This is a genomic window from Ralstonia mannitolilytica (assembly GCF_000954135.1).
Lineage (GTDB): Bacteria > Pseudomonadota > Gammaproteobacteria > Burkholderiales > Burkholderiaceae > Ralstonia > Ralstonia mannitolilytica.
The window spans coordinates 3,400,480-3,425,921 of sequence record NZ_CP010799.1 but is presented as its reverse complement, the minus strand read 5'-3'; the positions used below and the strand labels follow the sequence as shown (position 1 = coordinate 3,425,921).

27 protein-coding genes are annotated in these 25,442 nt (G+C 67.2%); 9 read left to right on the top strand and 18 right to left on the bottom strand.

The features are described from left to right. Nucleotides 1-12: 12 nt before the first annotated feature. Entirely contained in the window at nucleotides 13-207 is a 195-nt protein-coding gene (locus tag TK49_RS16155; protein WP_045787617.1) for a hypothetical protein, read from the bottom strand. Between the two features lie 261 nt (nucleotides 208-468). On the opposite strand from TK49_RS16155, the gene grpE reads away from it, so the two are divergent. The 4 genes from grpE to rnk all read left to right on the top strand — a co-directional run bounded on the left by grpE (nucleotide 469) and on the right by rnk (nucleotide 2,273). Next, a complete protein-coding gene (gene grpE, locus TK49_RS16150; protein WP_045787616.1) occupies nucleotides 469-1,098 on the top strand; it encodes a nucleotide exchange factor GrpE in 630 nt (209 codons plus the stop codon). Between the two features lie 13 nt (nucleotides 1,099-1,111). After that, nucleotides 1,112-1,537, top strand: a complete 426-nt coding sequence (locus tag TK49_RS16145; RefSeq protein ID WP_045787615.1) for a thioredoxin family protein — start codon at nucleotides 1,112-1,114, stop codon at nucleotides 1,535-1,537. 6 nt (nucleotides 1,538-1,543) lie between these two features. Further along, nucleotides 1,544-1,702, top strand: a complete 159-nt coding sequence (locus TK49_RS24580) for a hypothetical protein (protein ID WP_157774006.1) — start codon at nucleotides 1,544-1,546, stop codon at nucleotides 1,700-1,702. 163 nt (nucleotides 1,703-1,865) lie between these two features. Continuing rightward, nucleotides 1,866-2,273 (top strand): nucleoside diphosphate kinase regulator, encoded by a 408-nt coding sequence (gene rnk, locus TK49_RS16140; protein WP_045787614.1) that lies wholly within the window; start codon nucleotides 1,866-1,868, stop codon nucleotides 2,271-2,273. A gap of 16 nt (nucleotides 2,274-2,289) precedes the next feature. On the opposite strand, the gene TK49_RS16135 is transcribed toward rnk, so the two are convergent. Further along, nucleotides 2,290-3,585, bottom strand: coding sequence for a phospholipase A (locus tag TK49_RS16135; RefSeq protein ID WP_045787613.1), 1,296 nt, complete (start codon nucleotides 3,583-3,585; stop codon nucleotides 2,290-2,292). Between the two features lie 268 nt (nucleotides 3,586-3,853). On the opposite strand from TK49_RS16135, the gene dnaK reads away from it, so the two are divergent. The 3 genes from dnaK to TK49_RS16120 all read left to right on the top strand — a co-directional run bounded on the left by dnaK (nucleotide 3,854) and on the right by TK49_RS16120 (nucleotide 9,115). Then, nucleotides 3,854-5,794 (top strand): molecular chaperone DnaK, encoded by a 1,941-nt coding sequence (gene dnaK / locus TK49_RS16130; protein ID WP_045787612.1) that lies wholly within the window; start codon nucleotides 3,854-3,856, stop codon nucleotides 5,792-5,794. A 140-nt stretch (nucleotides 5,795-5,934) separates the two neighbouring features. After that, complete coding sequence (dnaJ, locus tag TK49_RS16125) at nucleotides 5,935-7,074, top strand: molecular chaperone DnaJ (protein WP_045787611.1); 1,140 nt, start codon at nucleotides 5,935-5,937, stop codon at nucleotides 7,072-7,074. Nucleotides 7,075-7,225: 151 nt separating this feature from the next. After that, nucleotides 7,226-9,115 carry a bifunctional chorismate-binding protein/class IV aminotransferase gene (locus tag TK49_RS16120; protein WP_045787610.1) on the top strand — a complete coding sequence of 630 codons (1,890 nt, stop codon included), beginning with the start codon at nucleotides 7,226-7,228 and terminating at the stop codon, nucleotides 9,113-9,115. Here the strand turns inward: TK49_RS16120 and TK49_RS16115 are convergent. The 9 genes from TK49_RS16115 to TK49_RS16075 form a co-directional block, all read right to left on the bottom strand. Further along, nucleotides 9,059-9,745, bottom strand: coding sequence for an ABC transporter ATP-binding protein (locus tag TK49_RS16115; RefSeq protein ID WP_045787609.1), 687 nt, complete (start codon nucleotides 9,743-9,745; stop codon nucleotides 9,059-9,061). The genes TK49_RS16120 and TK49_RS16115 overlap by 57 nt on opposite strands. Continuing rightward, nucleotides 9,742-10,449 (bottom strand): ABC transporter permease, encoded by a 708-nt coding sequence (locus TK49_RS16110; RefSeq protein WP_045787608.1) that lies wholly within the window; start codon nucleotides 10,447-10,449, stop codon nucleotides 9,742-9,744. The genes TK49_RS16115 and TK49_RS16110 overlap by 4 nt, the downstream gene beginning before the upstream one ends. A gap of 12 nt (nucleotides 10,450-10,461) precedes the next feature. Further along, on the bottom strand, nucleotides 10,462-11,280 hold the full coding sequence (gene panB / locus TK49_RS16105) for a 3-methyl-2-oxobutanoate hydroxymethyltransferase (RefSeq protein ID WP_045787607.1): 819 nt from the start codon (nucleotides 11,278-11,280) through the stop codon (nucleotides 10,462-10,464). Nucleotides 11,281-11,340: 60 nt separating this feature from the next. Next, the gene (locus tag TK49_RS16100) at nucleotides 11,341-11,985 is read right to left on the bottom strand and encodes a deoxynucleoside kinase (protein ID WP_045787606.1); all 645 of its coding nucleotides are present in this window, start codon (nucleotides 11,983-11,985) and stop codon (nucleotides 11,341-11,343) included. Between the two features lie 30 nt (nucleotides 11,986-12,015). Further along, complete coding sequence (folK, locus tag TK49_RS16095; protein WP_045787605.1) at nucleotides 12,016-12,531, bottom strand: 2-amino-4-hydroxy-6-hydroxymethyldihydropteridine diphosphokinase; 516 nt, start codon at nucleotides 12,529-12,531, stop codon at nucleotides 12,016-12,018. After that, a complete protein-coding gene (gene pcnB, locus TK49_RS16090) occupies nucleotides 12,528-14,081 on the bottom strand; it encodes a polynucleotide adenylyltransferase PcnB (protein ID WP_045787604.1) in 1,554 nt (517 codons plus the stop codon). The genes folK and pcnB overlap by 4 nt, the downstream gene beginning before the upstream one ends. A gap of 11 nt (nucleotides 14,082-14,092) precedes the next feature. Further along, nucleotides 14,093-14,767: a histidinol-phosphatase gene (locus TK49_RS16085; RefSeq protein WP_045787603.1), complete on the bottom strand. Its 675-nt coding sequence runs from the start codon at nucleotides 14,765-14,767 to the stop codon at nucleotides 14,093-14,095. 71 nt (nucleotides 14,768-14,838) lie between these two features. After that, nucleotides 14,839-15,540 carry a DnaA regulatory inactivator Hda gene (hda, locus tag TK49_RS16080; RefSeq protein WP_045787602.1) on the bottom strand — a complete coding sequence of 234 codons (702 nt, stop codon included), beginning with the start codon at nucleotides 15,538-15,540 and terminating at the stop codon, nucleotides 14,839-14,841. A 43-nt stretch (nucleotides 15,541-15,583) separates the two neighbouring features. Then, nucleotides 15,584-16,654, bottom strand: coding sequence for an AI-2E family transporter (locus TK49_RS16075; protein WP_045787601.1), 1,071 nt, complete (start codon nucleotides 16,652-16,654; stop codon nucleotides 15,584-15,586). 164 nt (nucleotides 16,655-16,818) lie between these two features. Between TK49_RS16075 and purM the strand changes: the two genes are divergently transcribed. After that, nucleotides 16,819-17,874, top strand: a complete 1,056-nt coding sequence (gene purM / locus TK49_RS16070; protein ID WP_045787600.1) for a phosphoribosylformylglycinamidine cyclo-ligase — start codon at nucleotides 16,819-16,821, stop codon at nucleotides 17,872-17,874. Between the two features lie 82 nt (nucleotides 17,875-17,956). Here purM and ada read toward each other — a convergent pair whose 3' ends face one another. From ada to mutL, 7 genes are all read right to left on the bottom strand, one after another. Beyond that, the gene (gene ada, locus TK49_RS16065) at nucleotides 17,957-19,033 is read right to left on the bottom strand and encodes a bifunctional DNA-binding transcriptional regulator/O6-methylguanine-DNA methyltransferase Ada (RefSeq protein ID WP_045787599.1); all 1,077 of its coding nucleotides are present in this window, start codon (nucleotides 19,031-19,033) and stop codon (nucleotides 17,957-17,959) included. A gap of 101 nt (nucleotides 19,034-19,134) precedes the next feature. Beyond that, nucleotides 19,135-19,779, bottom strand: coding sequence for a DNA-3-methyladenine glycosylase family protein (locus TK49_RS16060; RefSeq protein ID WP_045787598.1), 645 nt, complete (start codon nucleotides 19,777-19,779; stop codon nucleotides 19,135-19,137). A gap of 1 nt (nucleotide 19,780) precedes the next feature. Further along, nucleotides 19,781-20,437: a DNA oxidative demethylase AlkB gene (gene alkB, locus TK49_RS16055; protein ID WP_045787934.1), complete on the bottom strand. Its 657-nt coding sequence runs from the start codon at nucleotides 20,435-20,437 to the stop codon at nucleotides 19,781-19,783. Nucleotides 20,438-20,448: 11 nt separating this feature from the next. Continuing rightward, nucleotides 20,449-21,189: a 2OG-Fe(II) oxygenase gene (locus tag TK49_RS16050; RefSeq protein WP_045787597.1), complete on the bottom strand. Its 741-nt coding sequence runs from the start codon at nucleotides 21,187-21,189 to the stop codon at nucleotides 20,449-20,451. Nucleotides 21,190-21,267: 78 nt separating this feature from the next. Further along, nucleotides 21,268-21,798, bottom strand: a complete 531-nt coding sequence (locus TK49_RS16045) for a GNAT family N-acetyltransferase (RefSeq protein ID WP_045787596.1) — start codon at nucleotides 21,796-21,798, stop codon at nucleotides 21,268-21,270. Further along, nucleotides 21,795-22,766, bottom strand: coding sequence for a tRNA (adenosine(37)-N6)-dimethylallyltransferase MiaA (gene miaA / locus TK49_RS16040; protein WP_045787595.1), 972 nt, complete (start codon nucleotides 22,764-22,766; stop codon nucleotides 21,795-21,797). Before miaA ends, TK49_RS16045 begins: the two co-directional genes overlap by 4 nt. A gap of 7 nt (nucleotides 22,767-22,773) precedes the next feature. After that, a complete protein-coding gene (gene mutL / locus TK49_RS16035) occupies nucleotides 22,774-24,672 on the bottom strand; it encodes a DNA mismatch repair endonuclease MutL (protein ID WP_045787594.1) in 1,899 nt (632 codons plus the stop codon). A gap of 125 nt (nucleotides 24,673-24,797) precedes the next feature. On the opposite strand from mutL, the gene TK49_RS16030 reads away from it, so the two are divergent. After that, entirely contained in the window at nucleotides 24,798-25,442 is a 645-nt protein-coding gene (locus TK49_RS16030; RefSeq protein WP_045787593.1) for a VTT domain-containing protein, read from the top strand.

Here is a 25,442-nt window from a genome sequence, read left to right as displayed (position 1 = left end):
CGCGAGTGTGTGCTAACTTGACAGGCTCAGGGCGCGCGGCAACTGCTGCATCTGCGGCGGCTTGACGATGTAGTGCTTGAAGAACGCCTTGCCGCTGCCGTATTCCGTATAGCGCGGCGTTACGGCGCCAGACAGGCAGATGAACGTCGTGGCTGCGGTCAGGGTCAACAGCAGGAGCACGGTCAGGACAGGCAGTTTGTTATGCATGGTACGAACCCTCGTAGAAGCTCGCGCCCCCCAGTTTTTTCTTGCATCATAGGCAGCCGATTGTGGTGCCGCAATTGCCGTGCCGTTGCAGGCGGATGAAAGTTGTAACGCGGTATTTCGTGATGCACGGCGCACAGATGCCGGGCATCCTGCGCCCTTGAAAGGCGCCTCAAATGCCCCATATCGGGGAGAAATTGTTCGTAAAAATCCAGTGGATCCTGTCGCGGCACGTGCCGTGCGTCGGTCCCTCTATCCAGCGCTATGAAACACACTTCGGAAACCCCATCGCAACCGGACACGCAAGCCCAGCCGACCGACCCGGCCAGCCAGGCCGCCAACGCCTATTCGAGCCAGGCAGAGCGCGCGAGCGCCGAGGCCCAAGCCGTCGCCGGTGATCAAGCCGCGGTGGCCGAAGCCGTGGCGGACGTGGATGTCGCCGAACTGCGCCGTCAGCTGGAAGCCGCTGAAGAGAAAGCGCGCCAGAACTACGAAAACTGGGCTCGCGCCACCGCGGAGGGCGAGAACATCCGCCGCCGCGCGCAGGAAGACGTGGCCAAGGCGCACAAGTTCGCCATCGAAGGTTTTGCCGAGTACCTGCTGCCTGTGATGGACAGCCTGCAGGCTGCACTGGCCGACACGTCGGGCGACGCGGCCAAGCTGCGCGAAGGCGTCGAGCTCACGCTCAAGCAACTCTATGCGGCGTTCGAGAAAGGGCGCGTGACGGAACTGAACCCCGTGGGCGAAAAGTTCGACCCGCATCGTCACCAGGCCATCTCGATGGTGCCGGCCGAGCAGGAGCCCAACACCGTCGTGACAGTGCTGCAGCGCGGCTACACGCTGGCTGACCGCGTGCTGCGTCCGGCCCTCGTGACGGTGGCTGCGCCCAAGTAAGGCCAGGCGCCGCATGATCCAGAACACGTCCACTTCGCATGGCACCCGCGCCGCTACGCCGGTCGATACGACCGCGTTCGCGGCGTTCGGCATGCGCGAAGTGAATGGCGAGACCATCGATGCGGCCATCGCGGCGGCGGGCGACGACCTCGTGTGCGTGTTCTTCTGGGGCGTGGACTGCTTCAACTGCGAGATGGCCAAGAAGGCCATGCTCGCCCAGCCTGCAGCCATGCGCGAACTCGGATTGCGCTGGCTGCACGCCGACGTCTATGCGCATCCGGAACTGGGCCGGCGCTTCGGCCTGCATGGCATTCCGGTATTCATGTTCTTCCACCGTGGCAAGAAGCTTGGCCGGGCGACCGGCTGGCACGGCCACGCGCAGTTTGCCGCTGCCGTTGCCAATGCGCGCAACAACCTGGCAGGCAAGCCGATCGCCTGAGGCAGCGTGTCGACCATGATCACGCCGATGCCTATGCCGATGGCTGCGGCCTTCCTCGTTGCTTCGTCTTCCCGTGCCGCACGCCCCAAGCGCGTGCAGCTCACCCTGCCGCGCGCCGCCCAGGCGATGACCGCGGCCCTTGCCGCCGCCCGGCGGTCGTCATAGTGCCCTTGCGGCACGTTGCCGCCGGGCCACCCCACCGTTGTTCTGAATCGAATCCCCGCCGGCGGGCGCGATGCCCGCCGGCCTCTATGCCGCTGCACGGTCCCGGAAAGCCCGTCGGCAGCGGCTCTGCCTAACGTTGACCCTTGACCCGCAGGAGATCGCCATGTCACGAACTGCCGCCATCTACTTGACCGAACTCGACCTCACCCGCCTCGAAAAGGCCGCCGGACGCGCCGGCAGCCATTCGTCGCTGGCCGATCTGGTGGATGACCTCATCACCCGCGCCAATGTCGTGCCGAGCGACAAGATCCCCGCCGACGTGGTGACGATGAATTCGGCCGTGCGCGTCGTCGATGACGCCGGCGTCGAGCAGGAGTGGACGCTCGTCTACCCGGAAGAGGCGAACGTGGCGTCGGCCAAACTGTCGGTGCTTTCGCCGATGGGCGCGGCGCTGCTGGGGGCGCGGGCGGGCAAGTCGGTCAAGTACACGGCGCCCAACGGCGCCCAGCGCACGCTGACCGTCAAGGCGGTCGTCTTCCAGCCCGAGGCAAGCGGTCAGCACACGCTGTGAGCCGCCTGCCGCGCGGTCAGCGCGAGAGGCTGTAGCCGATGCGCAGCTGAGATCCGAGCTTGTGGTTGTAATCGAGCAGGCTCTCGCCGTAGCCGGTGAAGTACTGGATGAACAGGTAGCCGGCCGTCCCGCTGAAGATGCGGCTCATGGGGTAGCTGAACTGCGCATCGACGCTGCCATAGCCCTTGCGCGTGCCCTTGCGCAGCGTGGCGGCCAGTTCCCAGCCGTTTGGCGCGCCGTACGACACGCGGAAATCGCCAAAACCGCGGTAATGCGCGATGTCCGTGTTGCCGGTGCGCGTGAGGTACGCATACAGCTTCGGTTCGAACTTCCAGTGGTAGTCGGTCAGGTCGCCGAAGTGGAAGGTCGGACGCACGAATACGGTGTTGATGGCGCGTGAGGCGTCGCCGTCGCGGCCGTTCGATTCGTGCTCGATGCCGCCCGCGAAGGACAGCCGCGTGAGGGCGCCGCCGCGAATGCCGGTATCCGGCCGGTAGTAAAAGAGGCTGGGCCGGTAGTTGGTATCGCGGAACGGGGCCGACTCCTTGCCGAGGTCCCACAGCGAGAACTGCGTATAGCCGAAGTAAAGATTGTCGAGCAGCCCCGTCGAGGCCGGGTTCTCCGGCTCGAGGAGGCGGAACTTGAAGCTCAGCTGGAATTTGACGTTCAGCCCTTCGTGCGCACCGACCGCCGCGAACATCGGCTCGTGAAAGGTCAGGCGTGACGTTTCTTCCTGCGGCCGAGGCGTCTCTCCGATGCCGGCCACTGCCACCGGAGCGGCCGGTGTGGCGTTCGGATCGGTGGCCGGGGCGCTCGGATTGGTGCCCAGCGCGCCGCCCGGGCGCGTCGCCGCCGCGGCGGCATTGCGGACAGCACCCGCCGGTGCGCCCTCCGCGGCGATCTGCGGTGCGTCCGCCCCGCGCACGAGCGTGACGAGCACGGGCGCCGCGTCGAGGTCGGCCGCATCGAGGCGGACCGTGCCGCGCAACACCTCCGGCAGCGTCCCCGAGTAGGCAACGGTGCGGACCTGGCCCGGCCGCAGGTGCAGCGTCTCGGCGCCGCCACTGTGCCGGTTGAGCGTCACTTCAACGGGGCCTTGCAGGTCCGCCGAAGCGGTGACGCGCAATGTGGCTGGAACGGCATAACTGCGCTGGCTGGCATCGCCGGAAATGACGAGCGTGAGCGTGAACGGCTGGTTGGCATCGACGCGCCGCGAGGGCTGAAGCAGGGCGACGGCGGCGTTGGCGGGGGGCACGGCGCATGCGGCGAGCAGACTGGCGCCAAGGAACGATCGAAAGCGGGGCACAGGCATGGGCGCGGGGGCCAGCGGAGGATTCCGATGGCGGATGGCAATGGGCGCAAGGGTACCATCCCCGCCTGGCGCGCCGGCGCTGGCGCTGCGGAGGGTCCAAACGCGCGTTTTTGCCAGGCAGCGCACGTTTTCGGGTGCTTTCTCGAAAAAAACCGGCCAGAATGCTCAACTTTTCAAAAATCGGCCTTGAAAAGCCGGGCGGCACTCCCACATCCGACCCAAGTTTGTATTCAGTGCAGTCCTGACACCAGATTCGAGGAGTAACAACATGGGCAAAATCATCGGTATCGACCTGGGTACCACCAACAGCTGCGTGGCCATCATGGAGGGCAACACGCCCAAGGTGATCGAGAACGCGGAAGGCGCACGCACTACCCCGTCGATCATCGCGTACATGGAAGACGGCGAGATTCTGGTCGGCGCTCCGGCCAAGCGCCAGGCCGTCACCAACCCGAAGAACACCCTGTACGCCGTCAAGCGCCTGATCGGCCGCAAGTTCGAAGAGAAGGAAGTCCAGAAAGACATCGGGCTCATGCCGTACGCCATCACCAAGGCCGACAACGGCGACGCCTGGGTGGAAGTGCGCGGCCAGAAGCTGGCTCCGCCGCAAATCTCGGCCGAAGTGCTGCGCAAGATGAAGAAGACCGCCGAGGACTACCTGGGCGAGGAAGTGACCGAAGCCGTGATCACGGTGCCGGCGTACTTCAACGATTCGCAGCGCCAGGCGACCAAGGACGCCGGCCGCATCGCTGGCCTGGACGTCAAGCGCATCATCAACGAGCCGACCGCGGCTGCGCTGGCATTCGGCCTGGACAAGAACGAGAAGGGCGACCGCAAGATCGCCGTGTATGACCTCGGCGGCGGTACGTTCGACATCTCGATCATCGAGATTGCCGACGTGGACGGCGAGAAGCAGTTCGAAGTGCTGTCGACCAACGGCGATACGTTCCTGGGCGGTGAAGACTTCGACCAGCGCATCATCGATTACATCATCGGCGAGTTCAAGAAGGAGCAGGGCGTCGACCTGTCGAAGGACGTGCTCGCGCTGCAGCGCCTGAAGGAAGCTGCCGAAAAGGCCAAGATCGAGCTGTCGAGCTCGCAGCAGACCGAGATCAACCTGCCGTACATCACGGCCGATGCCTCCGGTCCGAAGCACTTGAACCTGAAGATCACGCGCGCCAAGCTCGAAGCGCTGGTCGAAGACCTGATCGCCCGCACCATCGAGCCGTGCCGTACCGCCATCAAGGATGCCGGCGTGAAGGTGTCGGACATCCACGACGTGATCCTGGTCGGCGGCATGACGCGCATGCCGAAGGTGCAGGAGAAGGTCAAGGAGTTCTTCGGCAAGGACCCGCGCAAGGACGTGAACCCGGATGAAGCGGTTGCCGTGGGCGCGGCCATCCAGGGCCAGGTGCTGGGCGGCGACCGCAAGGACGTGCTGCTGCTGGACGTGACGCCGCTGTCGCTGGGCATCGAAACGCTGGGTGGCGTGATGACCAAGATGATCGGCAAGAACACGACCATCCCGACGAAGTTCTCGCAGACCTTCTCGACCGCCGACGACAACCAGCCGGCCGTCACGATCAAGGTCTACCAGGGCGAGCGCGAGATGGCGTCCGGCAACAAGCTGCTGGGCGAGTTCAACCTCGAAGGCATCCCGCCGGCACCGCGCGGCACGCCGCAGATCGAGGTGACGTTCGATATCGACGCCAACGGCATCCTGCACGTGTCGGCCAAGGACAAGGCGACCGGCAAGGAAAACAAGATCACCATCAAGGCGAACTCGGGTCTGTCGGAAGAAGAGATCCAGCGCATGGTGAAGGACGCCGAAGCCAACGCCGAAGAAGACAAGAAGGCGCGCGAACTGGTCGACTCGCGCAACCAGGGTGAAGCGCTGGTGCATTCGACCCGCAAGGCACTGGGCGAGTACGGCGACAAGCTGGAAGCTGGCGAGAAAGACAAGATCGAAGCCGCGATCAAGGAACTTGAAGAAGCCGTCAAGGGCAACGACAAGGCCGCGATCGATGCCAAGGTCGAAGCGCTGGCGACCGCGTCGCAAAAGCTCGGTGAGAAGGTCTACGCCGACATGCAGGCCAAGGGCGAAGCCGGCGGTGCGCAGCAGGCGGCCGGCGCCCAGCAGGCGCAAGGCGCGCCGCACGACGATAACGTCGTCGACGCCGAGTTCAAGGAAGTGAACGACAAGAAGTAACAGTGAACCGAATCGTCCGCCTGGCGGACGTGAGGGTACGCCGGGCAGTGGCCATCGGGTTGTGCGGGACGCACCTGGGGCCGCGCTCGGCTTTTTTGCTATTCGATCAAGCAGCAATCAGGCGATTTTTTTAAGCCACCATGGCAAAACGTGATTACTACGAAGTGCTCGGGGTGGGCAAGAACGCGAGCGACGACGAAATCAAGAAGGCCTATCGCAAGCTCGCGATGAAGTACCACCCGGACCGCAATCCGGACAGCAAGGAAGCGGAAGAGAAGTTCAAGGAGGCCAAAGAGGCCTACGAGATGCTCTCCGACCCCGAAAAGAAGGCCGCTTACGACCAGTATGGCCACGCGGGCGTCGACCCGAACATGGCCGGCGGCTTCGGCGCAGGCGCGCAGGGCTTCGGCGGCTTTGCCGAGGCCTTCGGCGATATCTTTGGCGACATCTTCGGTCAGGCCCAGGGCGGCCGGCGCGGCGGCGGCCCGCAGATGTACCGCGGTGCCGATCTGCGCTACAGCATGGAGATCACGCTCGAGCAGGCCGCGCACGGCTATGACACGCAGATCCGCGTGCCGCATTGGGACGAGTGCGACCACTGCCACGGCAACGGCGCCGAGCCCGGCTCGAGCGTGGAGACCTGCCCGACCTGCCATGGCGTCGGCCAGGTGCGTGTGTCGCAGGGCTTCTTCACGATGCAGCAGACCTGCCCGAAGTGTCACGGCAGCGGCAAGTACATCCCGAAGCCGTGCAGCAAGTGCCACGGCCAGGGCAAGCTGAAGACGCAAAAGACGCTGGAAGTGAAGATTCCGGCCGGTATCGACGAAGGCATGCGCATCCGCTCGTCGGGCAACGGCGAGCCGGGCATCAATGGCGGCCCGCCCGGCGACCTCTATGTGGAAATCCACATCAAGCCGCACCCGGTGTTCGAGCGCGACGGCGACGACCTGCACTGCCAGATGCCGATCTCGTTTGCGACGGCGGCCATCGGTGGTGACATCGAAGTGCCGACGTTGGGCGGCCGTGCATCGTTCACGGTGCCGGAGGGCACGCAGGCCGGCAAGACGTTCCGCCTGCGCGGCAAGGGCATCAAGGGCGTGCGTTCGGGCTACGCCGGTGATCTCTATGTGCATATCAACATCGAGACGCCGGTCAAGCTGACGGAGCACCAGAAAGACCTGCTGCGCCAGTTCGACAAGTCCGTGCACGAAGGCGGCTCGCGGCACAGCCCGCAGGAGCAGTCGTGGATGGACAAGGTGAAGAACTTCTTCTCCTCGTAAACTCTGCAAAGCTACTGCGCGCCCCGATCTTGGTCCTGCGATGCTCGCCGTACCCATGTACGGCTGCGCTTCTTGAACCAACCTCGGGGCGCTCGCTACGCTTTTCAGAGCTTCCGAAAGCGTCAGATTATTGATAACCGAGGACGTCGTCATGCAGTTGCCAGAAGCCGGCGCGCCGTTCGCGCTGCTGGACGATGCCACCTCGGGCGGCGCGCCGTGCTCGCGCTGGTACACCGGTTATGCCGGCGAGTTCTTCCGGCCGGCGGGCATCCTGGATGGGCTGGACGATGACCTTCGTGCCGCCTGGCGCCAAGGCTTGCATGCCCTGATCGTTGCGCCGTACGAGTTTGGCGAGCCGCTGGTCGGTCTGCCGGCTTCCACTGAAATCTCTTCGTCCTTGCCCGGCCACGATGGCCGCCTGCGCGTGCTGCTGTTCCGTACGATGCAGGTGCTGTCGCCCGCAGAGGTCGACACGCTGTTCGGAGCTTGGCCTGAAGCGGCCGGGGCCGCCGGTCTGTTCGACTGTGCTGCCAGCGTTGATCACGCCACCTATACCAACGCCATCGCACGCATCCACGACTGGATTGCGGCGGGCGACACCTACGAAGTCAACTACACCTATCGCCTGCGCATGACGGCGTTCGGCGCGCCGGCCGCCCTGTACCGCCGTCTGCGGGCGCGCCAGCCGGTGCCATACGGCGCGTTCATCGGACTGCCGGAGGGCGGTGCGATCCTGTCGTGCTCGCCGGAGCTGTTCTTTTCGCACCACGCCGGCAAGCTCTTGGCACGGCCGATGAAGGGCACTGCGCCGGCCTCTGGCGACGTGGAGGTCGACGAAGCCCGCGCCATCGCGCTGGCCGCCGATGAAAAGAACCGCGCCGAGAACCTCATGATCGTCGACCTGCTGCGCAACGACCTCGGCCGGCTCGCACGTCCGGGTTCGGTGCGCGTGCCGGCACTGTTCGAAGTGACGCCTTTCGGCAGCGTGCTGCAGATGACGTCGACTGTGGAAGCAGAGATTCCGCCGGCCACGGGCCTGGCCGATTGCCTGCGCGCGCTGTTTCCGTGCGGCTCCATCACCGGCGCGCCCAAGCGGCGAACGATGGAGATCATCGACGCGCTGGAGCCGGACCCGCGTGGTCTGTACACCGGTGCCATCGGCTGGATCGATGCGCCTGCCAACGATCAGGCGATGGGCGACGCGTGCTTTTCCGTGGCGATCCGCACGCTGGTTCTCAGTGCCCCTGGCGCCGACGGCTTGCGCATGGGCGAGTTGGGCATCGGCTCGGGCATCGTGCACGACAGCGTGGCCGACGACGAGTACACGGAATGCCAATGGAAAGCGCGCTTCGTGACGGCGCTGGACGTGGGGCTCACGCTGTTCGAGACCATGCGTGCCACCCGCGATGGCGTGCCGCTGCTGACTCGGCACCTGGACCGGCTTGAGCGGTCTGCCGCCGCCTTCGGCTTTCCGTTCGTCCGGACGGCGGTGGCCGATGAGGTGGTGCGCGCGTGTGCAGCGCTGGAAGGCGAGGGCGCGTATCGCATGCGCCTGTCGCTGGGGCCGGATGGAGTTGCGGGCGTATCGGCTGCGCCTCTGCCGCCGCTGCATGCCACGTGGGATGCGCCGGTGCGCCTGGTCGTCGCCGCGCAAACGCGCGAAGCCACGCACGGCCTGCCCGGGCACAAGACCACGCTGCGCGCCGGCTACGATGCCGCCTGGCAGGCCGCCGAGCGCGAGGGGGCATTCGACGCCGTGTTCTTCAACGCGGACGGCACGCTGGCCGAAGGCGGGCGTTCCACGGTGCTGGTGAAGCTCGACGGCGCGTGGTGGACGCCGCCACTGTCCGCGGGTGTCCTGCCGGGCGTGATGCGCGCCGTGTTGCTCGAAGACGCAACGCCGTGGCTCGACGGGCCGCTGCGCGAACGCCTGCTCACGCGCGCCGACGTGGCCCGCGCCGAAGCCGTCGCCGTCTGCAATGCCCTACGCGGCGTGATGCCCGCGCATTTCGAGCCGCCCGTGGCCGTCGACGTGCTCTAGCTTCCAGCGCGCGACGCCGGGCAGGTTGATGAGCTCGCGGTCGTGGCAGACCATCAGCAGCGTGCGGCCCTCGGCGGCCAGTTCTTCGACCAGGGCGATGACCTGCTCGCGCGCAGCGCCATCGAGATTCGAGGTCGGCTCATCGAGCAGCAGCACATCGGTGTGCAGCGCGCGGGCGCGGGCGAGCGCGAGCCGCTGCGTCTCCCCGCCGGACAGGCGCTCGGGGGGCACGTCCACCACGTGCTGGAGCCCAGCCCACTCGATGGCCTCGTCCACGCGTGCGGCGAGTTCCGTGCGCGCCACGCGGTGCGGGCCCGTGGTCAACCCATACGCGAGATTGGCCCGCACCGATGTGCGGAACAGATACGGATGCTGGTGCACGTAAGTCAGCCGCGCGCGCAATGCCGCCGGATACGGCGACAGCCGCTGCGGACCGCTGCCGAGATCGACGGTCGCGCCGTGGGCGGGAATGAGCCCGGCCAGCATGCGCAGCAGCGTGGTCTTGCCGACGCCGTTGGCACCGGTAATGACGATCGCATGCCCGGCCGACAACGCCAGCCGCGGAATCTCGAACAGCACGCGTGCGCCATGCCGGCAGCGCAGCTCTTCAAACACCATCGTCCGGTTCATGCCGCGCCCCCGCGATAGCTGCCGGCCCCTTGCAGCCATGCCAGCACGAGGTTGACGAGCAATGCCAGCGCGATGAGCACGATGCCCAGTGCAATGCCCTGGGCGAATTCGCCTTTGCTGGTCTCCAGCGCAATCGCCGTGGTCATGGTGCGCGTGACGCCCTCGATATTGCCGCCCACCATCAGTGCCGAGCCGACTTCAGCGATGACGCGGCCAAAGCCCGCCACCACCGCCGCCATCAGGCCGAATCGCAGCTCGCGAAAGACCGTCAGCAGCAGCCGCGCACGGCCGGCGCCGAGCACGCGCGCCGTTTCTGCCAGGCGGGGGTCGGCGCGTTCGAACGTGGTCAGGGCAAACGCGACGATGACGGGCAAGCCCAGCACGGCCTGCCCGAGAATCATCCCGCCCTGCGTGAACAGCAGCCCAAAGCCCCCCAGAGGCCCTTGCCGCGAGAGCAGCAGATACAGCAGCAGCCCGATCAGCACGGTCGGAAACGACAGCGACGCCTGCGCCAGCACCACCAACGCGCGGCGCCCGACAAAGCGGTGCATGGCGATGGCGTAGGCCATGAGCAGGCCCGCCGGCGCAGCCAGCAGCAGCCCCGCGAGCGCGACCTTCAATGACGTCCATACGATCAGCCACAATGCCGCATCGCCGTTGGCGAGCAAGACAAAGGCGTCAGCGGTGGCCGACCAGATTTCCATGCGCAAGGGCGCTCAGGCGAACGTATGTTCGGGTCCGGGGAACGTGCCGTCCTTGACGGCCGCCACATACGCCGCGACTGCGCCGTCGATGGTCGTCTGCCCGTCCATGAAGTTGCGCACGAACCTGGGCCGGTGACCGGGAAACACGCCCAGCATGTCATGCATGACGAGCACCTGCCCGGAGCATTCGAGCCCGGCACCGATTCCGATGGTCGGAATGGCCAGCAGGCGCGTGACCTCGCCGGCCAGCGCGGCCGGAATGGCTTCCATCACGACGAGCTGCGCGCCCGCCTCCTGCACGGCCAGCGCGTCGGCCTTCAGCTGCGCGGCCGCTTCATCGCCACGGCCCTGCACCTTGAAGCCCCCGAACGCGTGCACCGATTGCGGCGTGAGGCCGATATGCGCACACACCGGAATGCTGCGCTCGACGAGGAACTTGATGGTCGGCGCCAGCCACACGCCGCCCTCCAGCTTGACCATCTGCGCGCCCGCCTGCATCAGGCGCACGGCGCTGTGGAAGGCCTGCTCCGGTGTGCCGTACGTGCCGAACGGCAGATCGGACACGAGCAGCGCCTTGGTTGTCCCGCGTGCAACGCATTCGGTGTGATACGCGATGTGTTCCAGCGTGACGGGCAGGGTGGTCTTCTGGCCCTGCACGACATTGCCAAGGGAATCGCCGACGAGCAGCACGTCGACGCCGTTGCGGTCCATCAGGGCGGCGAAGCTGGCGTCGTAGGCGGTGAGCATGGCGATGCGCTCGCCGGCGGCGCGCATGGCCTGCAGCGACGTCACCGTGACGGCCTTGCGGTTCGATTCCTGGAGGTAGCTCATGGACTGAGACTCGTTGGGGCATCGCGAGCGCCCACGCAGACCATGCGGTGCGTCGACTGACTAGCGCGTTGCCAGCTTGATGAATTCCTTGGGTCCGCGCATCGCGTCGATGCGGGCGAGCAAGGTGCGGAAATCGTCGTCGTTGCCCGCGGGGTCGAAGGCGGCGATGTCGACGATCAGCGTCGGTGCGGCATCGTAATACAGAAACAGCTCGCCGTATGCGGCGCAGATGCGCTGCAGGTACTCGGCATCGATACCCGTTTCGTAAGGAACGGCGCGCTTGGCGATGCGCGGCAGCAGGTCTTCGGCGCGCGTCTGCAGGCAGATGACGAGGTCGATGCGCTGCTGCGGCAGCGCCAGTGCATTGGCCATCGCGTCGTACAGCGCGAGTTCATCGGCGGGCAGCGTGAGCTGGGCGAAGAGGCGGTCGCGCGGCAGAAAGCTGTCGCCGACGATGCGCTCGCCGGCAAGCGTCGCCTTGTGCCAGGCCTTGAGCCGCTCGGCACGCTGCAGCAGGAAGCGCAGCTGCACCGGCAACGCATAGCGGGCCGGGTCTTCGTAGAAGCGGGGCAGGAAGGGGTTCTCGTTCGGCGTCTCGAACGATGTGCTTGCGCGCAGGTGATCGGCCAGGCGCTGGGCCAGCGCCGTCTTGCCGACGCCGATGGGCCCTTCAACAACGATGCGACGCAGGTGATCCAGGGCCATCGGCAGGGGTGTGAGGCGTGATGCGAATGATCAGGCAGCGGGCTGCTTGGCGCGCATGCATTGGCACATCGTGGTTTTTTCGATGCGCTGGTCGGCCACGCCGGGCAGCAGGTCCGCCACCGCGCCGATGCCCGGAATCACGAGGTCCGGCGCCAGCTCATGCAGCGGCAGCAGCGTGAAGGCGCGCTGGCCAACGCGCGGGTGGGGCACGGTCAGCTCGGGCGACGTGAGGACGTGGTCGCCGTAGAGCAGCAGGTCCAGGTCGAGCGTGCGCGGCGCGTTGCGGAACGGGCGTTCGCGGCCGAACTGGTCTTCGATGTGGTGACAGATGCGCAGCAACTGGTCTGCCGTGAAAGGCGTCTCGATGCGCACGACGGCGTTGATGTAGTCGTCGCCGCTGGATTCGACCGGCGCGCTGCGATACAAGCTCGATTTGCCGGTCACGGTGATGCCGACCTGCTGCGCGAGGCAGACCACGGCGTCTTTCACTGCCTGGCGTGCGTCGCCCAGGTTGGCGCCGATGCCGATGTACGCCACTGTCTTCACGTTTCCTCCGAACTTCCCGGATTGACGTCAACGACTGTATCCGATTTCGCCGGACCACGCCGGCGGCGACGGCGCTTGCCGGAACCCGCCGTGCTGGTGCTTGCGGCGGTGCTCGGCGCCTGCTTGGCTTGCGCCATGAGCGCTTCGCGGGTTTCGCCGTCACCGCTCTGGAAGGCGGTCCACCAGTCGGCCAGTTCCTGCGGCAATTCGCCCGAGGCGCAGCGCAGGACGAGGAAGTCGTACCCGGCGCGAAAGCGCGGCGATTCCAGCAGGCGATACGGCATGCGGCCCGAGCGTTTCTCGAAGCGCGGCTGCATGCTCCAGATTTCCTTCATGTCGGCGGTGAAGCGGCGCTGGATGGCGAGCTGCTCGGTCTGGCGGTCAAGCACTTCGTCCATGGCGGTGTGCAGCGCGGGGATGAGCGGCTCGCCGGCCGCGCGGCGGCGGTTCCAGTGCTCCACCACGTGGTGCCACAGCAGCGAGGCGAACAGGAAGCCCGGCGAGACCGGCTTGCCGGCCTTGACGCGGTCGTCCGTGTTGTCGAGCGCCAGCTGCACGAAGCGCTGGCCCATCGGCTGCTCGAGCGCGACATCCAGCAGCGGCAGCAGGCCGCGGTGCAGACCGGCCTTGCGCAGCTCCTGCAGCGATGCCCACGCGTGACCGGACATCAGCAGCTTCAGCATCTCGTCGAACAGGCGGGCGGCCGGCACGTTGTGGATCAGCGGGCCGAGCTCCGCGATCGGCGCGCGCGTGGCGGGGTCGATGTCAAAGCCCGTCTTGGCCGCAAAGCGCACCACGCGCAGCATGCGCACCGGGTCTTCGCGGTAGCGCGTGTGCGGGTCGCCGATCATGCGCAGCGTGCGGGCGCGCATGTCTTCCATGCCGTGGTGGTAGTCGTGCACCGTCTCGTTGGACGGGTCGTAGTACATCGCGTTGACGGTGAAGTCGCGGCGCGTGGCGTCTTCGGCCTGGGTGCCCCAGACGTTGTCGCGCAGCACGCGGCCGCTGGCGTCGACGGCATGCGTGTGGTGGTCGAGCTCGGTGCGCTTGACGCGCTTGCCGGCGGGCACCTGCTCCGCGTCGACCGCGTCGACTAGTGCACGGAACGTCGACACCTCGATGATTTCCTGGTCGCGTCCGCCGTAGAACGTCACGTGCACGATCTGGAAGCGCCGGCCGATGATGCGCGAGCGGCGGAACAGCGCCTGCACCTGCTCCGGCGTGGCGTTGGTGGCAACGTCAAAGTCCTTCGGCTTGATGCCGAGCAGCAGATCGCGCACCGCGCCGCCGACGATGAAGGCGGCGTAGCCGGCTTCCTGCAGCGTGGACGTGACCTTGACGGCGTTGCGCGAGAGCAGCTTCGGGTCGATGCCGTGCTCTTCGACGCTCCACACGCGCGCCTGGCGCGGCACGCCGCCGGCGGCCTTGCTGCGCGTCTTGGGCGTCTTGGGCGTGCGGGTCTTTCTGCCAGCCGGGATGCCGGGATCGGCCGCCGGGGCGGGTTCTGCGGCGGTCTTGCCGAGCAGACGATTGATGAGTTTCTTGATCACGCCGCGCCTGCTCAGAAGAGATCCATGATGCGCCAGTTGCGCGCGGCTGCGAGGTGGCGCAGCGTGTCGTCCGGGTTGGTGGCGACGGGGTCGGTCACCTCTTCGAGCAACGGCACGTCGTTGGCCGAGTCGCTGTAGAAGGTGCTGCGCTCGAAGTCGCTCCAGCCGCGGCCCATGTTGGCGAGCCATTCGTGCACGCGGGCGACCTTGCCTTCACGGAAGCTCGGCGTGCCGGACACATCGCCGGTGAAGGGGCCGTCGGGCGTGCCGTCGGCGGTGGCCGGCTCGGTGGCGATCAGGTGCTCGATGCCGAAGGCCTTGGCGATCGGCCGCGTGACGAAGCTGTTGGTGGCGGTGACCACGCAGCACAGATCGCCGGCTTCGAGATGCTTGTAGACGAGCGCCTGGGCCTGCGGCGTGATCTTCGGAACGATGACCTCGCGCATGAATTCGGCGTGCCATTCGGCCAGCGTGTCCCGCGGATGCGCGGCCAGCGGCGCCAGGGCAAAGCGCAGGAAAGCGTGGATATCCAGCGTGCCGGCCTTGTAGTCGGCATAGAACTGATCGTTCTTGCGCTGGTATTCGGCTTCATCCACCACGCCGCGGCGGATGAGGAAACGCCCCCACTCGTGGTCGCTGTCGGTGGGGATCAGGGTGTGATCGAGGTCAAAGAGGGCCAGATTCATGGGGCGCGATTTTACCCGAAGGTGTGGCATCCAATCGCAGTCGCCCCTGGGCGGCGGCCTGCGCCCACTTCTCACTTCATCAGCGCGAGCATCTCCCGCACGAGCGGCAGGGTGACTGCGCGCTTGCGTGCGAGCGAATAGGTGTCCAGCGCGTCGAGCAGCGCCATCAGGCTCGGCATGTCGCGGTAGGAGTGCGTGACGAGCCACTGCGGCACGTCGGCCGAGAGCTGCATGCCGCGTTCGCGGGCGGCCTGGCGCAGGGCTTCGATCTTGTCGGCGTCGGACAGCGGGCGCAGCCAATAGACGAGTCCCCAGCCGAGCCGGGTGCGCAGGTCTTCACGCAGCGGCATCGACATCGGCGCGGCCGCCCCGGCGATGAGCAGCGCCGCATGCGGATGCGCGCGCACTTCGTTGACGAGGTTGAAGACGGCGATCTGCGCCCATTCGTCGAGGCGTTCGGCGTCGTCGATGGTCCAGAGCGTGATCGCGGGGTCGAATTCGAACGCTTCGGCCGGGGCGTCCGGCTCCAGGGTGCGGATCTCGAAGCCGCCGGCCTCGGCCTGCGCGCACACGGCGTGCAGCAGGTGGCTGCGGCCGCTGCCCGGTTCGCCCCACAGGTAGACCAGCCGGTCGGTGGCCGTGCCGTCCACCACCTGCGGGATCAGCGCGCGCAGGCGCAGCACCGCCTCTTCGTTGCCGGTGGCGACGAAGTTGTCGAAGGTCGGGGCGGGTGTCGCACCGAGTTCGAGCGGGAGCTGTTCAGGTGTGGCCATGAAACGTCGGGAGGATCGCCGTGGTTCTCGGTTGCGCGCGCGTTCAGTCCTGATAGAGCCGGCTGTCGAGATACAGCTGCCGGATCTGCCGCAAACCGACCAGCAGCACCGCGCTGATCGGCAGGGCGAGGAGGATACCGAAAAATCCGAACAATTGGCCAAAAGCCAGCAAGGCCAGGATGACCGCCAGCGGGTGCAGGCCAATGCGCTCCCCCACGAGGCGGGGCGTCAGGTAGAAGCTTTCGAGGAACTGGCCGATGCCGTACACCACGGCCACCGCCAGCAGGCCGTACAGGTTGCCGAACTGCAGCAACGCCGCCAGGATGGCCAGCGACAGCCCCACGCCGAAGCCGATGTACGGAATGAACACCGCCAGCCCCGTAAAGATGCCGACCGGCAGCGCCACGTCAAAGCCGGCCAGCGCGAGACCGGCGGAGTAATACACCGCCAGCACCAGCATCACGATGATCTGCCCGCGCAGGTATTGCGACAGCAGCCCGTCCGTTTCCGCGGCCAACTCGCGCGTTTTTGGCAGCCACCGCCGCGGCACCGCGGTTTCGATGCGCCGCATGAGCATGTTCCAGTCCATCAGCAGGTAGAACATCACGATCGGTACCAGAAAGGCGATGCCAAGCAGCTGGATCGCCGCTGAGCCCGACACGCGCAGGTAGTTCAGCGCCCGGGCCATGACATCGTCGGGGCTGGCGGCGAGCTGCTCGGTCAGCAGCTTGCGCAGGCCCGGAAAATCAAAGCTCACATGCAGGCCCATCTCCGCCAGGCGCGGTGACAGCGCCGCGTTGAGCCTGGCCAGCATGCCGGGCAATTGCTCGCGGATGGCCGGAACCTCCCGCTGCAGCACGGCCAGGATCAGCAGCATCAGCGCCACGCCGACCACGGCCAGCACGAGGATCATCAGGAACACGCCGAGCACGCGCGGCACGCGATGGCGCTGCAGCCATTCGACGCCCGGGTGCAGGATGTACGACAGGATGAAGGCGAACACGAACGGCGTGAGCGTGGGCGCCAGCAGCTTGAGCAGGGCCAGGAAGACGATCGCCACGGCGATCCAGGCGAGCGTGCGCTTGGTTTCCTGCGACAGCACGGGGGCGTTCATGAGCGGGCGACGGTTCCGAAGGCGGGTCAGGGAGTCGGAAAAGCGGCCATCGGGGTGCCCGCATCCGGTAAAATCGCGATTTTACTGGACCGGCGGGTCCGATTTTTGTGACTTCCCGCCGCCGTCTCGCTTTCTTTCCCGGTTTTTTCAATTCAGACGACTGTATGAGCGCTTCCGAAACCCCATCCGCATCGACCGGCCTGTCTTACCGCGACGCGGGCGTCGACATCGAGGCGGGTGACGCCCTGGTCGACCGCATCAAGCCGTTTGCCAAGCGCACCATGCGCGAAGGCGTGCTGGGCGGCATCGGCGGCTTCGGCGCGCTGTTCGAGCTGTCCAAGAAGTACCAGGAGCCGGTGCTGGTGTCGGGGACCGACGGCGTGGGCACCAAGCTCAAGCTGGCCTTTGCACTGAACCGCCACGACACCGTCGGCCAGGATCTGGTCGCCATGAGCGTGAACGACATCCTCGTGCAGGGCGCCGAGCCGCTGTTCTTCCTCGACTACTTCGCCTGCGGCAAGCTCGACGTCGACACCGCCGCCACCGTGGTCAAGGGCATTGCCCAGGGCTGCGAACTGGCCGGCTGCGCCCTGATCGGCGGCGAAACGGCTGAAATGCCGAGCATGTACCCGGACGGCGAATACGACCTGGCCGGCTTTGCCGTCGGCGCGGTCGAAAAGCGCAAGATCATCGACGGCACCACCATTGCCGAGGGCGACGTGGTGCTGGGTCTCGCCTCGTCGGGTGCGCATTCGAACGGCTACTCGCTGGTGCGCAAGATCATCGAGGTGGCGCGCCCGGACCTGAACGCCGATTTCCACGGCCAGCGCCTGCAGGACGCCATCATGGCGCCCACGCGCATCTACGTGAAGCCGCTGCTGTCGCTGATCGAGAAGCTGCCGGTCAAGGGCATGGCCCACATCACAGGTGGCGGCCTGACCGAAAACGTGCCGCGCGTGCTGCCGGAAAACACGACCGCCGTGCTGCACCGCGACGCCTGGACGCTGCCGCCGCTGTTCCAGTGGCTGCAGAAGGCCGGCAATGTGGCCGACGACGAAATGCACCGCGTCTTCAATTGCGGCATCGGCATGGTGGTGATCGTGTCGGCCGCGGATGCGCTGGCGGCCATTGCGCACCTGAAGGACGCCGGTGAGACGGTCTACCGGATCGGCGAAATCCGCGCGCGCCAGGCCGGCGAAGCACAGACGATCGTGGTCTGACGCACCGCCCGCCCTCCACAAAAGCCGCCGACGTGTTCGGCGGTTTTTTTATGCGTGTCGCCGGCCTCGGGGGCCTTGAGCTTTACGACTGCGCCTCGCGCTCCAGCAGCGCCAGCTTGCGTTCCACGCCCCAGCGGTAGCCCGACGCATTGCCATCGCGGCGGATGACGCGGTGGCACGGAATGGCCACGGCGATGTGGTTGGCTGCGCAGGCCTGCGCCACCGCCCGCACCGCCTTGGGGGCGCCGATGCGCGCGGCGATCTCGGTGTAGCTGGTGGTGCTGCCGGGCGGCACTTCGCGCAGCGCTTGCCACACGCGCTGCTGGAAGGCGGTGCCGCGCACGTCCAGCGGCAGGTCCAACCCGATGGATGGCACTTCGATCAGTCCCACGACCCTCGCGACGAGGTCTTCGAAGCCCGCGTCTCCGCCGATGAGTTCGGCCCTGGGGAACGTGTCCTGCAAGTCCCGTACGAGGGCGTCCGGGTCGTCGCCCATCAGGATCGCGCAGATGCCGCGGTCGCTCTGCGCCACCAGGATCGAGCCGAGCGAGCATTCGCCCACGGCAAAGCGGATCGTGGTCTGCGCGCCGCCGGCGCGATAGCGGCTGGGCGTCATGCCGAGCACGCTGTCCGACGCCTCGTAGAAACGGCTGCTGGCGTTGAAGCCCGCATCGTAGATGGCCTCGGTGACGGTGCTGCCGCGCTCCAGTTGCGCACGCAGCTTCCGGGCGCGATGCGCGTCGGCGTACGCCTTGGGTGTCAGGCCCGTCACGCTTTTGAACAGGCGGTGGAAGTGATACGGGCTCAGGTCAGCCTCTTCGGCCAGCATGTCGAGCGTCGGCGGTGTGTCGGCGGCTTCCATGCGGCGGCATGCACGGGCGACCAGCGCGGCCTGCTGGGCGCGTACCGTGGTCTGGTCGGGACCGGCGCGACGGCTTGGGCGGTAGCCGGCGGCCTCCGCTTCGGCGGGCGTGTCGAAGAACTCGACGTTCTCGGGCCGCGGCAGGCGCGACGGGCTGCTCGGCTGGCAGTACACGCCGGTGGTCTTCACGGCATAGACGAATTGCCCGTCGGCGGAAGGATCGCGCGCGAGCACGCGCGCCCAGCGCGGGTCGTGCTCGACAGAGGTGGCCGGTCTGGCTTGGACGGTGATTGGCATGGCGTCATCCGGTAGGACTGTGATGACTGTACTGTAGGTACGGGCGGCGGGCCGGGCACTCCGGGTCTTGCGGTCAAATTCGGAGCGATGCGTGGGTCACCCTAGGCCGCGGCCGGCACGCGCCATAAGTACCAGGTGGCGACGGTGCGATATGGGCTCCACGCATGGCCGATTTCGGTCATCTGCCCGCGCGTGGGCGTGGCATCGAGCCGCTTCAGGCGCCGGTAGCCGTCGCGCACGCCAAAATCGTCGGCGGGCAGGATGTCGGAGCGCTCCAGGGTGTAGATCAGCAGCATTTCGACCGTCCAGCGGCCCACGCCGCGCAGCGTGACGAGCCGTTCGATCAGCGCTTCGTCGTCCATGGCAAGCGCCTGCGCGCGCGTCGGAACGATGCCATCCAGCGCCGCTTGCGCGATGCCGCGGAGGGTCGCCAGCTTGGTCGCCGAAAAACCGCAGCCGCGCAGGGCGGCTTCGTCGGTGGCGAGCACCCGTTCCGGCGCCGGGAAGGCCGCGCCCGGGTACAGCGCGAGGAAGCGCCCGAGGATGGCGTCGCCCGCCTTGGCGTGCAATTGCTGGTAGGCGATGGCGCGCACCAGTGCCTCGTACGGCTCGCGAGCGGGTTTGGCCGCGTGCCGGCATGGCCCGATGGCGGCAATGTGGCGCGCCCAGTCGTCGTCGAGCGAGGACAGGAATTCGGCGGCCCGCCGATACGCAGCTTCCGAGAGGTCGTTTGCGATGCGCGTCATGTCAGCCCGCTTTGCGGAAGGTCAGGTTGATGCGCTGGCTGCCCAGCACCGCGTGCGGATGTTCCTTCAGTGGCGCGATGCCGTGATACCGCAGGCGGTCTGGTCCGCCCCAGACGGCCACGTCGCCGTGGAACAGCGGAATGCGCTGGGTTTTGTCTGCACGCCTGAGCCCGCCAAACAGGAACACGGCTGGCATGCCGAGCGACACCGACACGATGGGCGCGGCGTAGTCGTGTTCGTCCTTGTCCTGATGCAGCGACAGGCGTGCGCCCGGCACATAGCGGTTGATGAGGCAGGCGTCCGGTATGAAATCGGGGAAGCCCGCTTCGGCTGCCGCATGGCCGGCAAGCCGCAGGAAGACGTCGGGCAGCGGTGGCCATGGCTCGCCGGTCAGAGGATCCTGCGTGGCGTAGCGATACCCGCGCCGGTCCGACGTCCAGCCCAGCGTGCCGCAGTTGGTGAGTGCGACCGACATCTCGAAGCCGCCCGGCGTGACCATATGGCGAAACGGCGCCCGCTGCGCAATGGCGTCGACGGCGGCCAGCAGCGCGGCAGCGTCGGCCAGCGCGAAGCCGCGCAGCACGAACGCCGCCTCGCCGAGCGCGATGCGTGCATCGTCTGCGGGTGCGTGATCGGCAAAGAGGTCGCCCGTGACCATGGCGGGGTCCATCACGTTGCGTCGTGGAAGATGATGCCCACAGTATGCCGCCGGCCCGAACGCAGGCGGCTCACCCCGTGGCGCATGTTGACGCGATAGGTGCCGCGCGTTCCCTGCACGGGCCGGTGGTGCACGGCAAAGACCACCGCGTCGCCCCTGTGCAGCGGCACCACCTCGGGCCGCGGCTGCATGCGCGGACGCTGCTCCGTCATGACGAATTCGCCGCCGGTGAAATCGACGCCCGGCTCGGACAGCAGGATGGCCACCTGCAATGGGAAGACGTGCTCGCCGTAGAGATCCTGGTGCAGGCAGTTGTAGTCGCCGGGGCCGTATTGCAGGATCAGCGGCGTGGGGCGCAGCTGGCCGGCTTCGTGGCAGCGGCGCAGGAAATCGGCGTGCCTGGGTGGATAGCGCACGTCGATGCCCATGGCCGCGTTCCAGCGGTTGGCGATGGTGGCCAGCGGCGGATACAGGCCGGTGCGCAAGTCCGCAATCAGGTCCGGCAGCGGATAGGCGAAATACTGGTATTCGCCTCGCCCGAAGCCGTGGCGCTCCATCACCACGCGCGAGCGGTACAGGCGCTCTTGCGGGTACAGCGCGGCCAGCGCGTCGCACGCGCCGTGCGTGAGCAGCGCTGGCAGCACGGCGCTGCCGACGTCGTTGAGGGCGTCTTCAACGGCGTGCCAGTCGATGCGTGCGAGGTTGGGATGGTGCTCCGCGCCGGTCTGCGCGTTGGCGGTGGAAGGCGGCATATCCGTTCTGTCTGCGAATCCGATATGCCAAGCGTACGCTTGTCGGAATGCGCCGCACTCCGGAGCTTGCGGTCAAATTCAGCGCGCCGCAGCCAGCGCCGGCGGCATGGGAATGGCGGCCAGCTTCGTCAGGGCATCGCCCGTGGTGCGGCAGATGCGCCACTCGGGCAGCACGTCGGCGCCCATGGCTTCGTAGAAGGCGATGGACGGGGCATTCCAGTCGAGCACGCTCCACTCGAAGCGGCCGCAATCGCGTTCCTGCGCCAGGCGGGCGAGGTGGATCAGCAGCGCCTTGCCGATGCCCAGGCCGCGATATTCCGGCTCGACGAACAGGTCCTCCAGATACAGCCCCGGCTTGCACAGGAACGTCGAGAAGTTGTGGAAGAACAGCGCAAAGCCCACGGCGCGGCCGTCGACTTCCGCCAGCACCGCCTCACAATACGGGCGCGGCCCGAAGAGCATCGTGGCCAGCGCCTCGGGCGTGGTCTGCACGAGGTGCGTGAGCTTCTCGTACTCGGCCAGCGCAGAGATCAGGCGGACGAGCGCGGCGCAGTCCTCCGGTGTGGCGGGGCGCAGCGTGAACGTGGTGGCGGTGTCAGTGGTCGTCATTGCGATTCCAGTGAGGTTTGGACCAGGCGCGCGACCTGGTCGACGTAATCGGGGGCAAGGCAATCCACCACGTGCCGCTCCGGTGTGCTGCGCAGCCACGTGATCTGGCGCTTGCAGAGCTGGCGCGTGGCGGCAATGCCCTGTTCGCGCAGGCCGGTCATGTCGATCTCGCCGTCGAGATACGCCCATGCCTGGCGATAACCCACGCAGCGGATGGACGGCAGTGCGGGCGACAGGTCGCCGCGTTTGCGCAGAGCCTCGACCTCGTCGAGCAGACCGGCCGCCAGCATCGCGTCGAAGCGTTGCGCGATGCGCGCATGCAGCACGAGGCGGTCTGACGGCTCCAGCGCAATCGTCAGGTACGGCGCCGCGGCATCGTGCTGCCGGAATGCGTTCGCGCCCACTTCACGCGCGAGCAACGCAGACATCGGTCGGCCGGTCAGCCGGTACAGCTCAAGCGCGCGCTGGATGCGCTGCGCGTCGGTCGCGTGCAGCCGCGCGGCGGTGATCGGGTCGACCAACGCCAGCTTGGCATGCAATGCCGGCCAGCCTTGGCGTGCGGCTTCGGCGTCGATCTCCGCGCGGATCGCCGGATTGGCGCCGGGCAAATCCGAGAGGCCCTGCGTGAGCGCCTTGTAGTACAGCATCGTGCCGCCAACGATCAGCGGCAGCCGGCCGCGCGCCCGGATGGCGTCGATCAGGACGTTCGCATCGTTGGCAAACTGCGCGGCCGAATAGGCATCGCGCGGATCGATGATGTCGATCAGGTGATGTGGCGCGACGGCCTGTTCTTCGGCGCTGGGCTTGGCGGTGCCGATGTCCATGCCGCGATACACCAGCGCCGAATCCATGCTGATGATCTCGACCGGCCAGCGTTCGGCCAGCTTCAGCGCGGCGGCGGTCTTGCCCGACGCCGTCGGGCCCAGCAGGCAGACGGCGCGTGGCGCGGTTGCAGATGAGGCGGTCATCGCGAGCTTACTGGCCGCGCAGGAACAGGCGGTCGAGGTCAGCCACGGTGAGCTGGATCCAGGTCGGCCGGCCGTGGTTGCACTGGTCGGCGCGCTCGGTGGCTTCCATCTGGCGCAGCAGCGCGTTCATCTCGTCGAGGTTCAGGCGGCGGTTGGCGCGCACGGCGGAGTGGCACGCCAGCGTGGCGAGCAGCTCGTTCTGGCGTTCGGCCAGCACGCGCGAGCCGCCGTAGGCGTGGAGGTCGCGCAGCACGTCGCGGGCGAGGGCCTGTGCATCGGCCTTTTGCAGCAGCGTCGGCACCGAGCGCACGGCGAGCGTCGTCGGCGAGACGGCAGAGATGTCGAAACCGAGCAGCGCGAGCGTGTCGCGGTATTCCTCTGCGGTGCCGATCTCCACCGCGCTCGCGGCAAACGTAACCGGGATCAGCAGCGGCTGCACCTCGACGCGCTTGGCTTCCAGCGCCGTCTTCAGCTGCTCGTACAGGATGCGCTCGTGCGCCGCGTGCATGTCGACCAGCACCATGCCGCGCGCGTTCTGCGCCAGCACGTAGATGCCGTGCAACTGGGCGATGGCGAAGCCGAGCGGGTGGTCGTCGTCTTCGTCGGCCTGCGCTGCAGCGGCGGGCTCTGCCACGGCGGTGGCCGTGTCGGCAGTCGCGGTGCCGCCGTCGAACAGCGTGGCGGCGCTCGGCACGTCGGCCATCCATGCGGGACGCGACGCCGGCATCGGCGTGCTGTCACCGCGCATCATCGACAGGTATTCCGCGCGCGGCTGCGCAATGCCGAGCGACGTCTGCCGCGCCGCCATCTGGTTGATCCACCGCGTGGTGTTGTCCGCCGGCGAGGGCACGGCCGGCACTTGCGCCGCATCGCCGATATCGGTGCGCAGGCTGTCGCCTTGCTCGCCCGCGTGGCGCGCCAGCGCGCGCTGCACGGCGTGGTAGACGAACTGGTGCACCGCGCGGCTGTCGCGGAAGCGCACCTCGATCTTCGAGGGATGCACGTTCACGTCCACAGCCTCGGGCGGCAGTTCGAGGCACAGCACGTAGGCGGGAAAGCGGTCGCCGTGCAGCACGTCTTCGTAGGCGCTGCGCACGGCGTGCGTGAGCAGGCGGTCTCGCACGAAGCGGCCGTTGACGTAGAAGAACTGGTGGTCTGCGCGGCCGCGCGAGGCCGTGGGCAGGCCGGCAAAACCGAAGATGCGGAGTTCGCCCGCCTGCTCTTCGAACGGCAGTCGCGCGCGCGCGAATTCGGTGCCGAGCACGGCCGCCGTGCGGACATCCGCTTGCGTGGCGTTCCAGTGCTCCAGCGGCTTGCCGTTGTGATGCACGGAGATCGCCACGTCGGGCCGCGCCAGCGCGGTGCGGCGGATCACCTCCAGGCAGTGGCCCAGCTCGGTTTGTTCGGTCTTGAGGAATTTGCGGCGCGCCGGCGTATTGAAGTACAGATGCTGCACGTCGACCGTCGTGCCGACGCCGCCCGAAGCCGGCTGCACGCGTCCGGTCTGGGCGATGATCTGCGTCGCGTGCGCGTCGTTGGCGGTGCGCGAGGTGAGCGTCAGCTCAGCCACCGAGGCAATCGAGGCCAGCGCCTCGCCGCGAAAGCCTAGCGTCGCCACCGATTCCAGCTCTTCCAGCGAGCCGATCTTGCTGGTCGCATGCCGCATCAGCGCAACGGGCAGTTCATCGGCCGGAATGCCGCCGCCGTTGTCGGTAATGGCAATGCGCCGCACGCCGCCTTCTTCGAGCTTGATCTGCAGCTGCGTGGCGCCCGCATCGAGCGCGTTCTCCAGCAGCTCCTTGACCACGGATGCGGGCCGCTCGACCACCTCGCCGGCCGCGATCTGGCTGATCAGCTGGTCGGGGAGCGGGCGGATGGGGCGGCGGGACGTGGCGGCGGAATTCATCGCGGCATTATAAATGTCACGCCCTGTGCGTCGCAGCGCCGCAAGCCCTGCCAGGGATAAGGGGAAATCGAAGTCACATCCGGTATCATTTCCCGCTCGCTTAGGGGGATGGTTTGGATATCGTGATGCAACTGGTCGACATCGTGCTGCATGTCGACAAATCGCTGGGCCTGCTGATTCAGCAATATGGCGCGTGGGTCTACGTGCTGCTGTTCGCCATTGTGTTTGCCGAAACCGGCCTGGTGGTGTTGCCCTTCCTGCCAGGCGACACGCTGCTCTTCATTGCCGGCGCCATGTGCGCGACCGGCCAGATGGACGCGTGGCTGCTCATCGTGTTGCTGGTGATTGCCGCCACGACAGGCAATACCGTCAACTATTTCATCGGCTCCTGGATCGGCCCCAAGGTGTTCGACGGTCACATCCGCTTTCTCGATCACCAGGCGCTGATGAAGACGCACGGCTTCTACGAGCGCCACGGCGGCAAGACGCTCGTGATGGCGCGCTTCATCCCCGTGGTGCGGACGTTTGCTCCGTTCGTCGCCGGCGTGTCGAAGATGACGTTTGCGAAGTTCCAGCTCTTCAACATGATCGGCGCCGTGCTGTGGGTGGCGATCCTGGTGCTGTCGGGCGAAGCGTTCGGCAACGTTCCGGTGATCCGCGATCACCTGAACACGATCGTGCTGATCGGCCTGGGCGCGGCGATCGTGCCGCTGGCGCTGGGCGGGGTGTGGAAGCTCCTCAAGCGCCGCCGTGCCGCGGCGCCGAAGTGA

What these genes read in the sequence shown, in the direction of transcription:
- TK49_RS16085 (WP_045787603.1), bottom strand. Translation starts at nt 14,767, where the DNA reads ATGAATCTGGCCCTCTTTGACCTCGATCACACCCTGATCCCCACCGAC.
- dnaK (WP_045787612.1), top strand. Translation starts at nt 3,854, where the DNA reads ATGGGCAAAATCATCGGTATCGACCTGGGTACCACCAACAGCTGCGTG.
- mutL (WP_045787594.1), bottom strand. Translation starts at nt 24,672, where the DNA reads ATGAATTCCGCCGCCACGTCCCGCCGCCCCATCCGCCCGCTCCCCGAC.
- TK49_RS16115 (WP_045787609.1), bottom strand. Translation starts at nt 9,745, where the DNA reads ATGAACCGGACGATGGTGTTTGAAGAGCTGCGCTGCCGGCATGGCGCA.
- TK49_RS16110 (WP_045787608.1), bottom strand. Translation starts at nt 10,449, where the DNA reads ATGGAAATCTGGTCGGCCACCGCTGACGCCTTTGTCTTGCTCGCCAAC.
- grpE (WP_045787616.1), top strand. Translation starts at nt 469, where the DNA reads ATGAAACACACTTCGGAAACCCCATCGCAACCGGACACGCAAGCCCAG.
- TK49_RS16045 (WP_045787596.1), bottom strand. Translation starts at nt 21,798, where the DNA reads ATGACGACCACTGACACCGCCACCACGTTCACGCTGCGCCCCGCCACA.
- dnaJ (WP_045787611.1), top strand. Translation starts at nt 5,935, where the DNA reads ATGGCAAAACGTGATTACTACGAAGTGCTCGGGGTGGGCAAGAACGCG.
- alkB (WP_045787934.1), bottom strand. Translation starts at nt 20,437, where the DNA reads ATGGTCACGGGCGACCTCTTTGCCGATCACGCACCCGCAGACGATGCA.
- panB (WP_045787607.1), bottom strand. Translation starts at nt 11,280, where the DNA reads ATGAGCTACCTCCAGGAATCGAACCGCAAGGCCGTCACGGTGACGTCG.
- miaA (WP_045787595.1), bottom strand. Translation starts at nt 22,766, where the DNA reads ATGACCGCCTCATCTGCAACCGCGCCACGCGCCGTCTGCCTGCTGGGC.
- TK49_RS16155 (WP_045787617.1), bottom strand. Translation starts at nt 207, where the DNA reads ATGCATAACAAACTGCCTGTCCTGACCGTGCTCCTGCTGTTGACCCTG.
- hda (WP_045787602.1), bottom strand. Translation starts at nt 15,540, where the DNA reads ATGGCCACACCTGAACAGCTCCCGCTCGAACTCGGTGCGACACCCGCC.
- TK49_RS16075 (WP_045787601.1), bottom strand. Translation starts at nt 16,654, where the DNA reads ATGAACGCCCCCGTGCTGTCGCAGGAAACCAAGCGCACGCTCGCCTGG.
- rnk (WP_045787614.1), top strand. Translation starts at nt 1,866, where the DNA reads ATGTCACGAACTGCCGCCATCTACTTGACCGAACTCGACCTCACCCGC.
- purM (WP_045787600.1), top strand. Translation starts at nt 16,819, where the DNA reads ATGAGCGCTTCCGAAACCCCATCCGCATCGACCGGCCTGTCTTACCGC.
- TK49_RS16050 (WP_045787597.1), bottom strand. Translation starts at nt 21,189, where the DNA reads ATGCCGCCTTCCACCGCCAACGCGCAGACCGGCGCGGAGCACCATCCC.
- TK49_RS16145 (WP_045787615.1), top strand. Translation starts at nt 1,112, where the DNA reads ATGATCCAGAACACGTCCACTTCGCATGGCACCCGCGCCGCTACGCCG.
- TK49_RS16100 (WP_045787606.1), bottom strand. Translation starts at nt 11,985, where the DNA reads ATGGCCCTGGATCACCTGCGTCGCATCGTTGTTGAAGGGCCCATCGGC.
- ada (WP_045787599.1), bottom strand. Translation starts at nt 19,033, where the DNA reads ATGCCAATCACCGTCCAAGCCAGACCGGCCACCTCTGTCGAGCACGAC.
- TK49_RS16030 (WP_045787593.1), top strand. Translation starts at nt 24,798, where the DNA reads ATGCAACTGGTCGACATCGTGCTGCATGTCGACAAATCGCTGGGCCTG.
- TK49_RS16135 (WP_045787613.1), bottom strand. Translation starts at nt 3,585, where the DNA reads ATGCCTGTGCCCCGCTTTCGATCGTTCCTTGGCGCCAGTCTGCTCGCC.
- TK49_RS16120 (WP_045787610.1), top strand. Translation starts at nt 7,226, where the DNA reads ATGCAGTTGCCAGAAGCCGGCGCGCCGTTCGCGCTGCTGGACGATGCC.
- TK49_RS16060 (WP_045787598.1), bottom strand. Translation starts at nt 19,779, where the DNA reads ATGACGCGCATCGCAAACGACCTCTCGGAAGCTGCGTATCGGCGGGCC.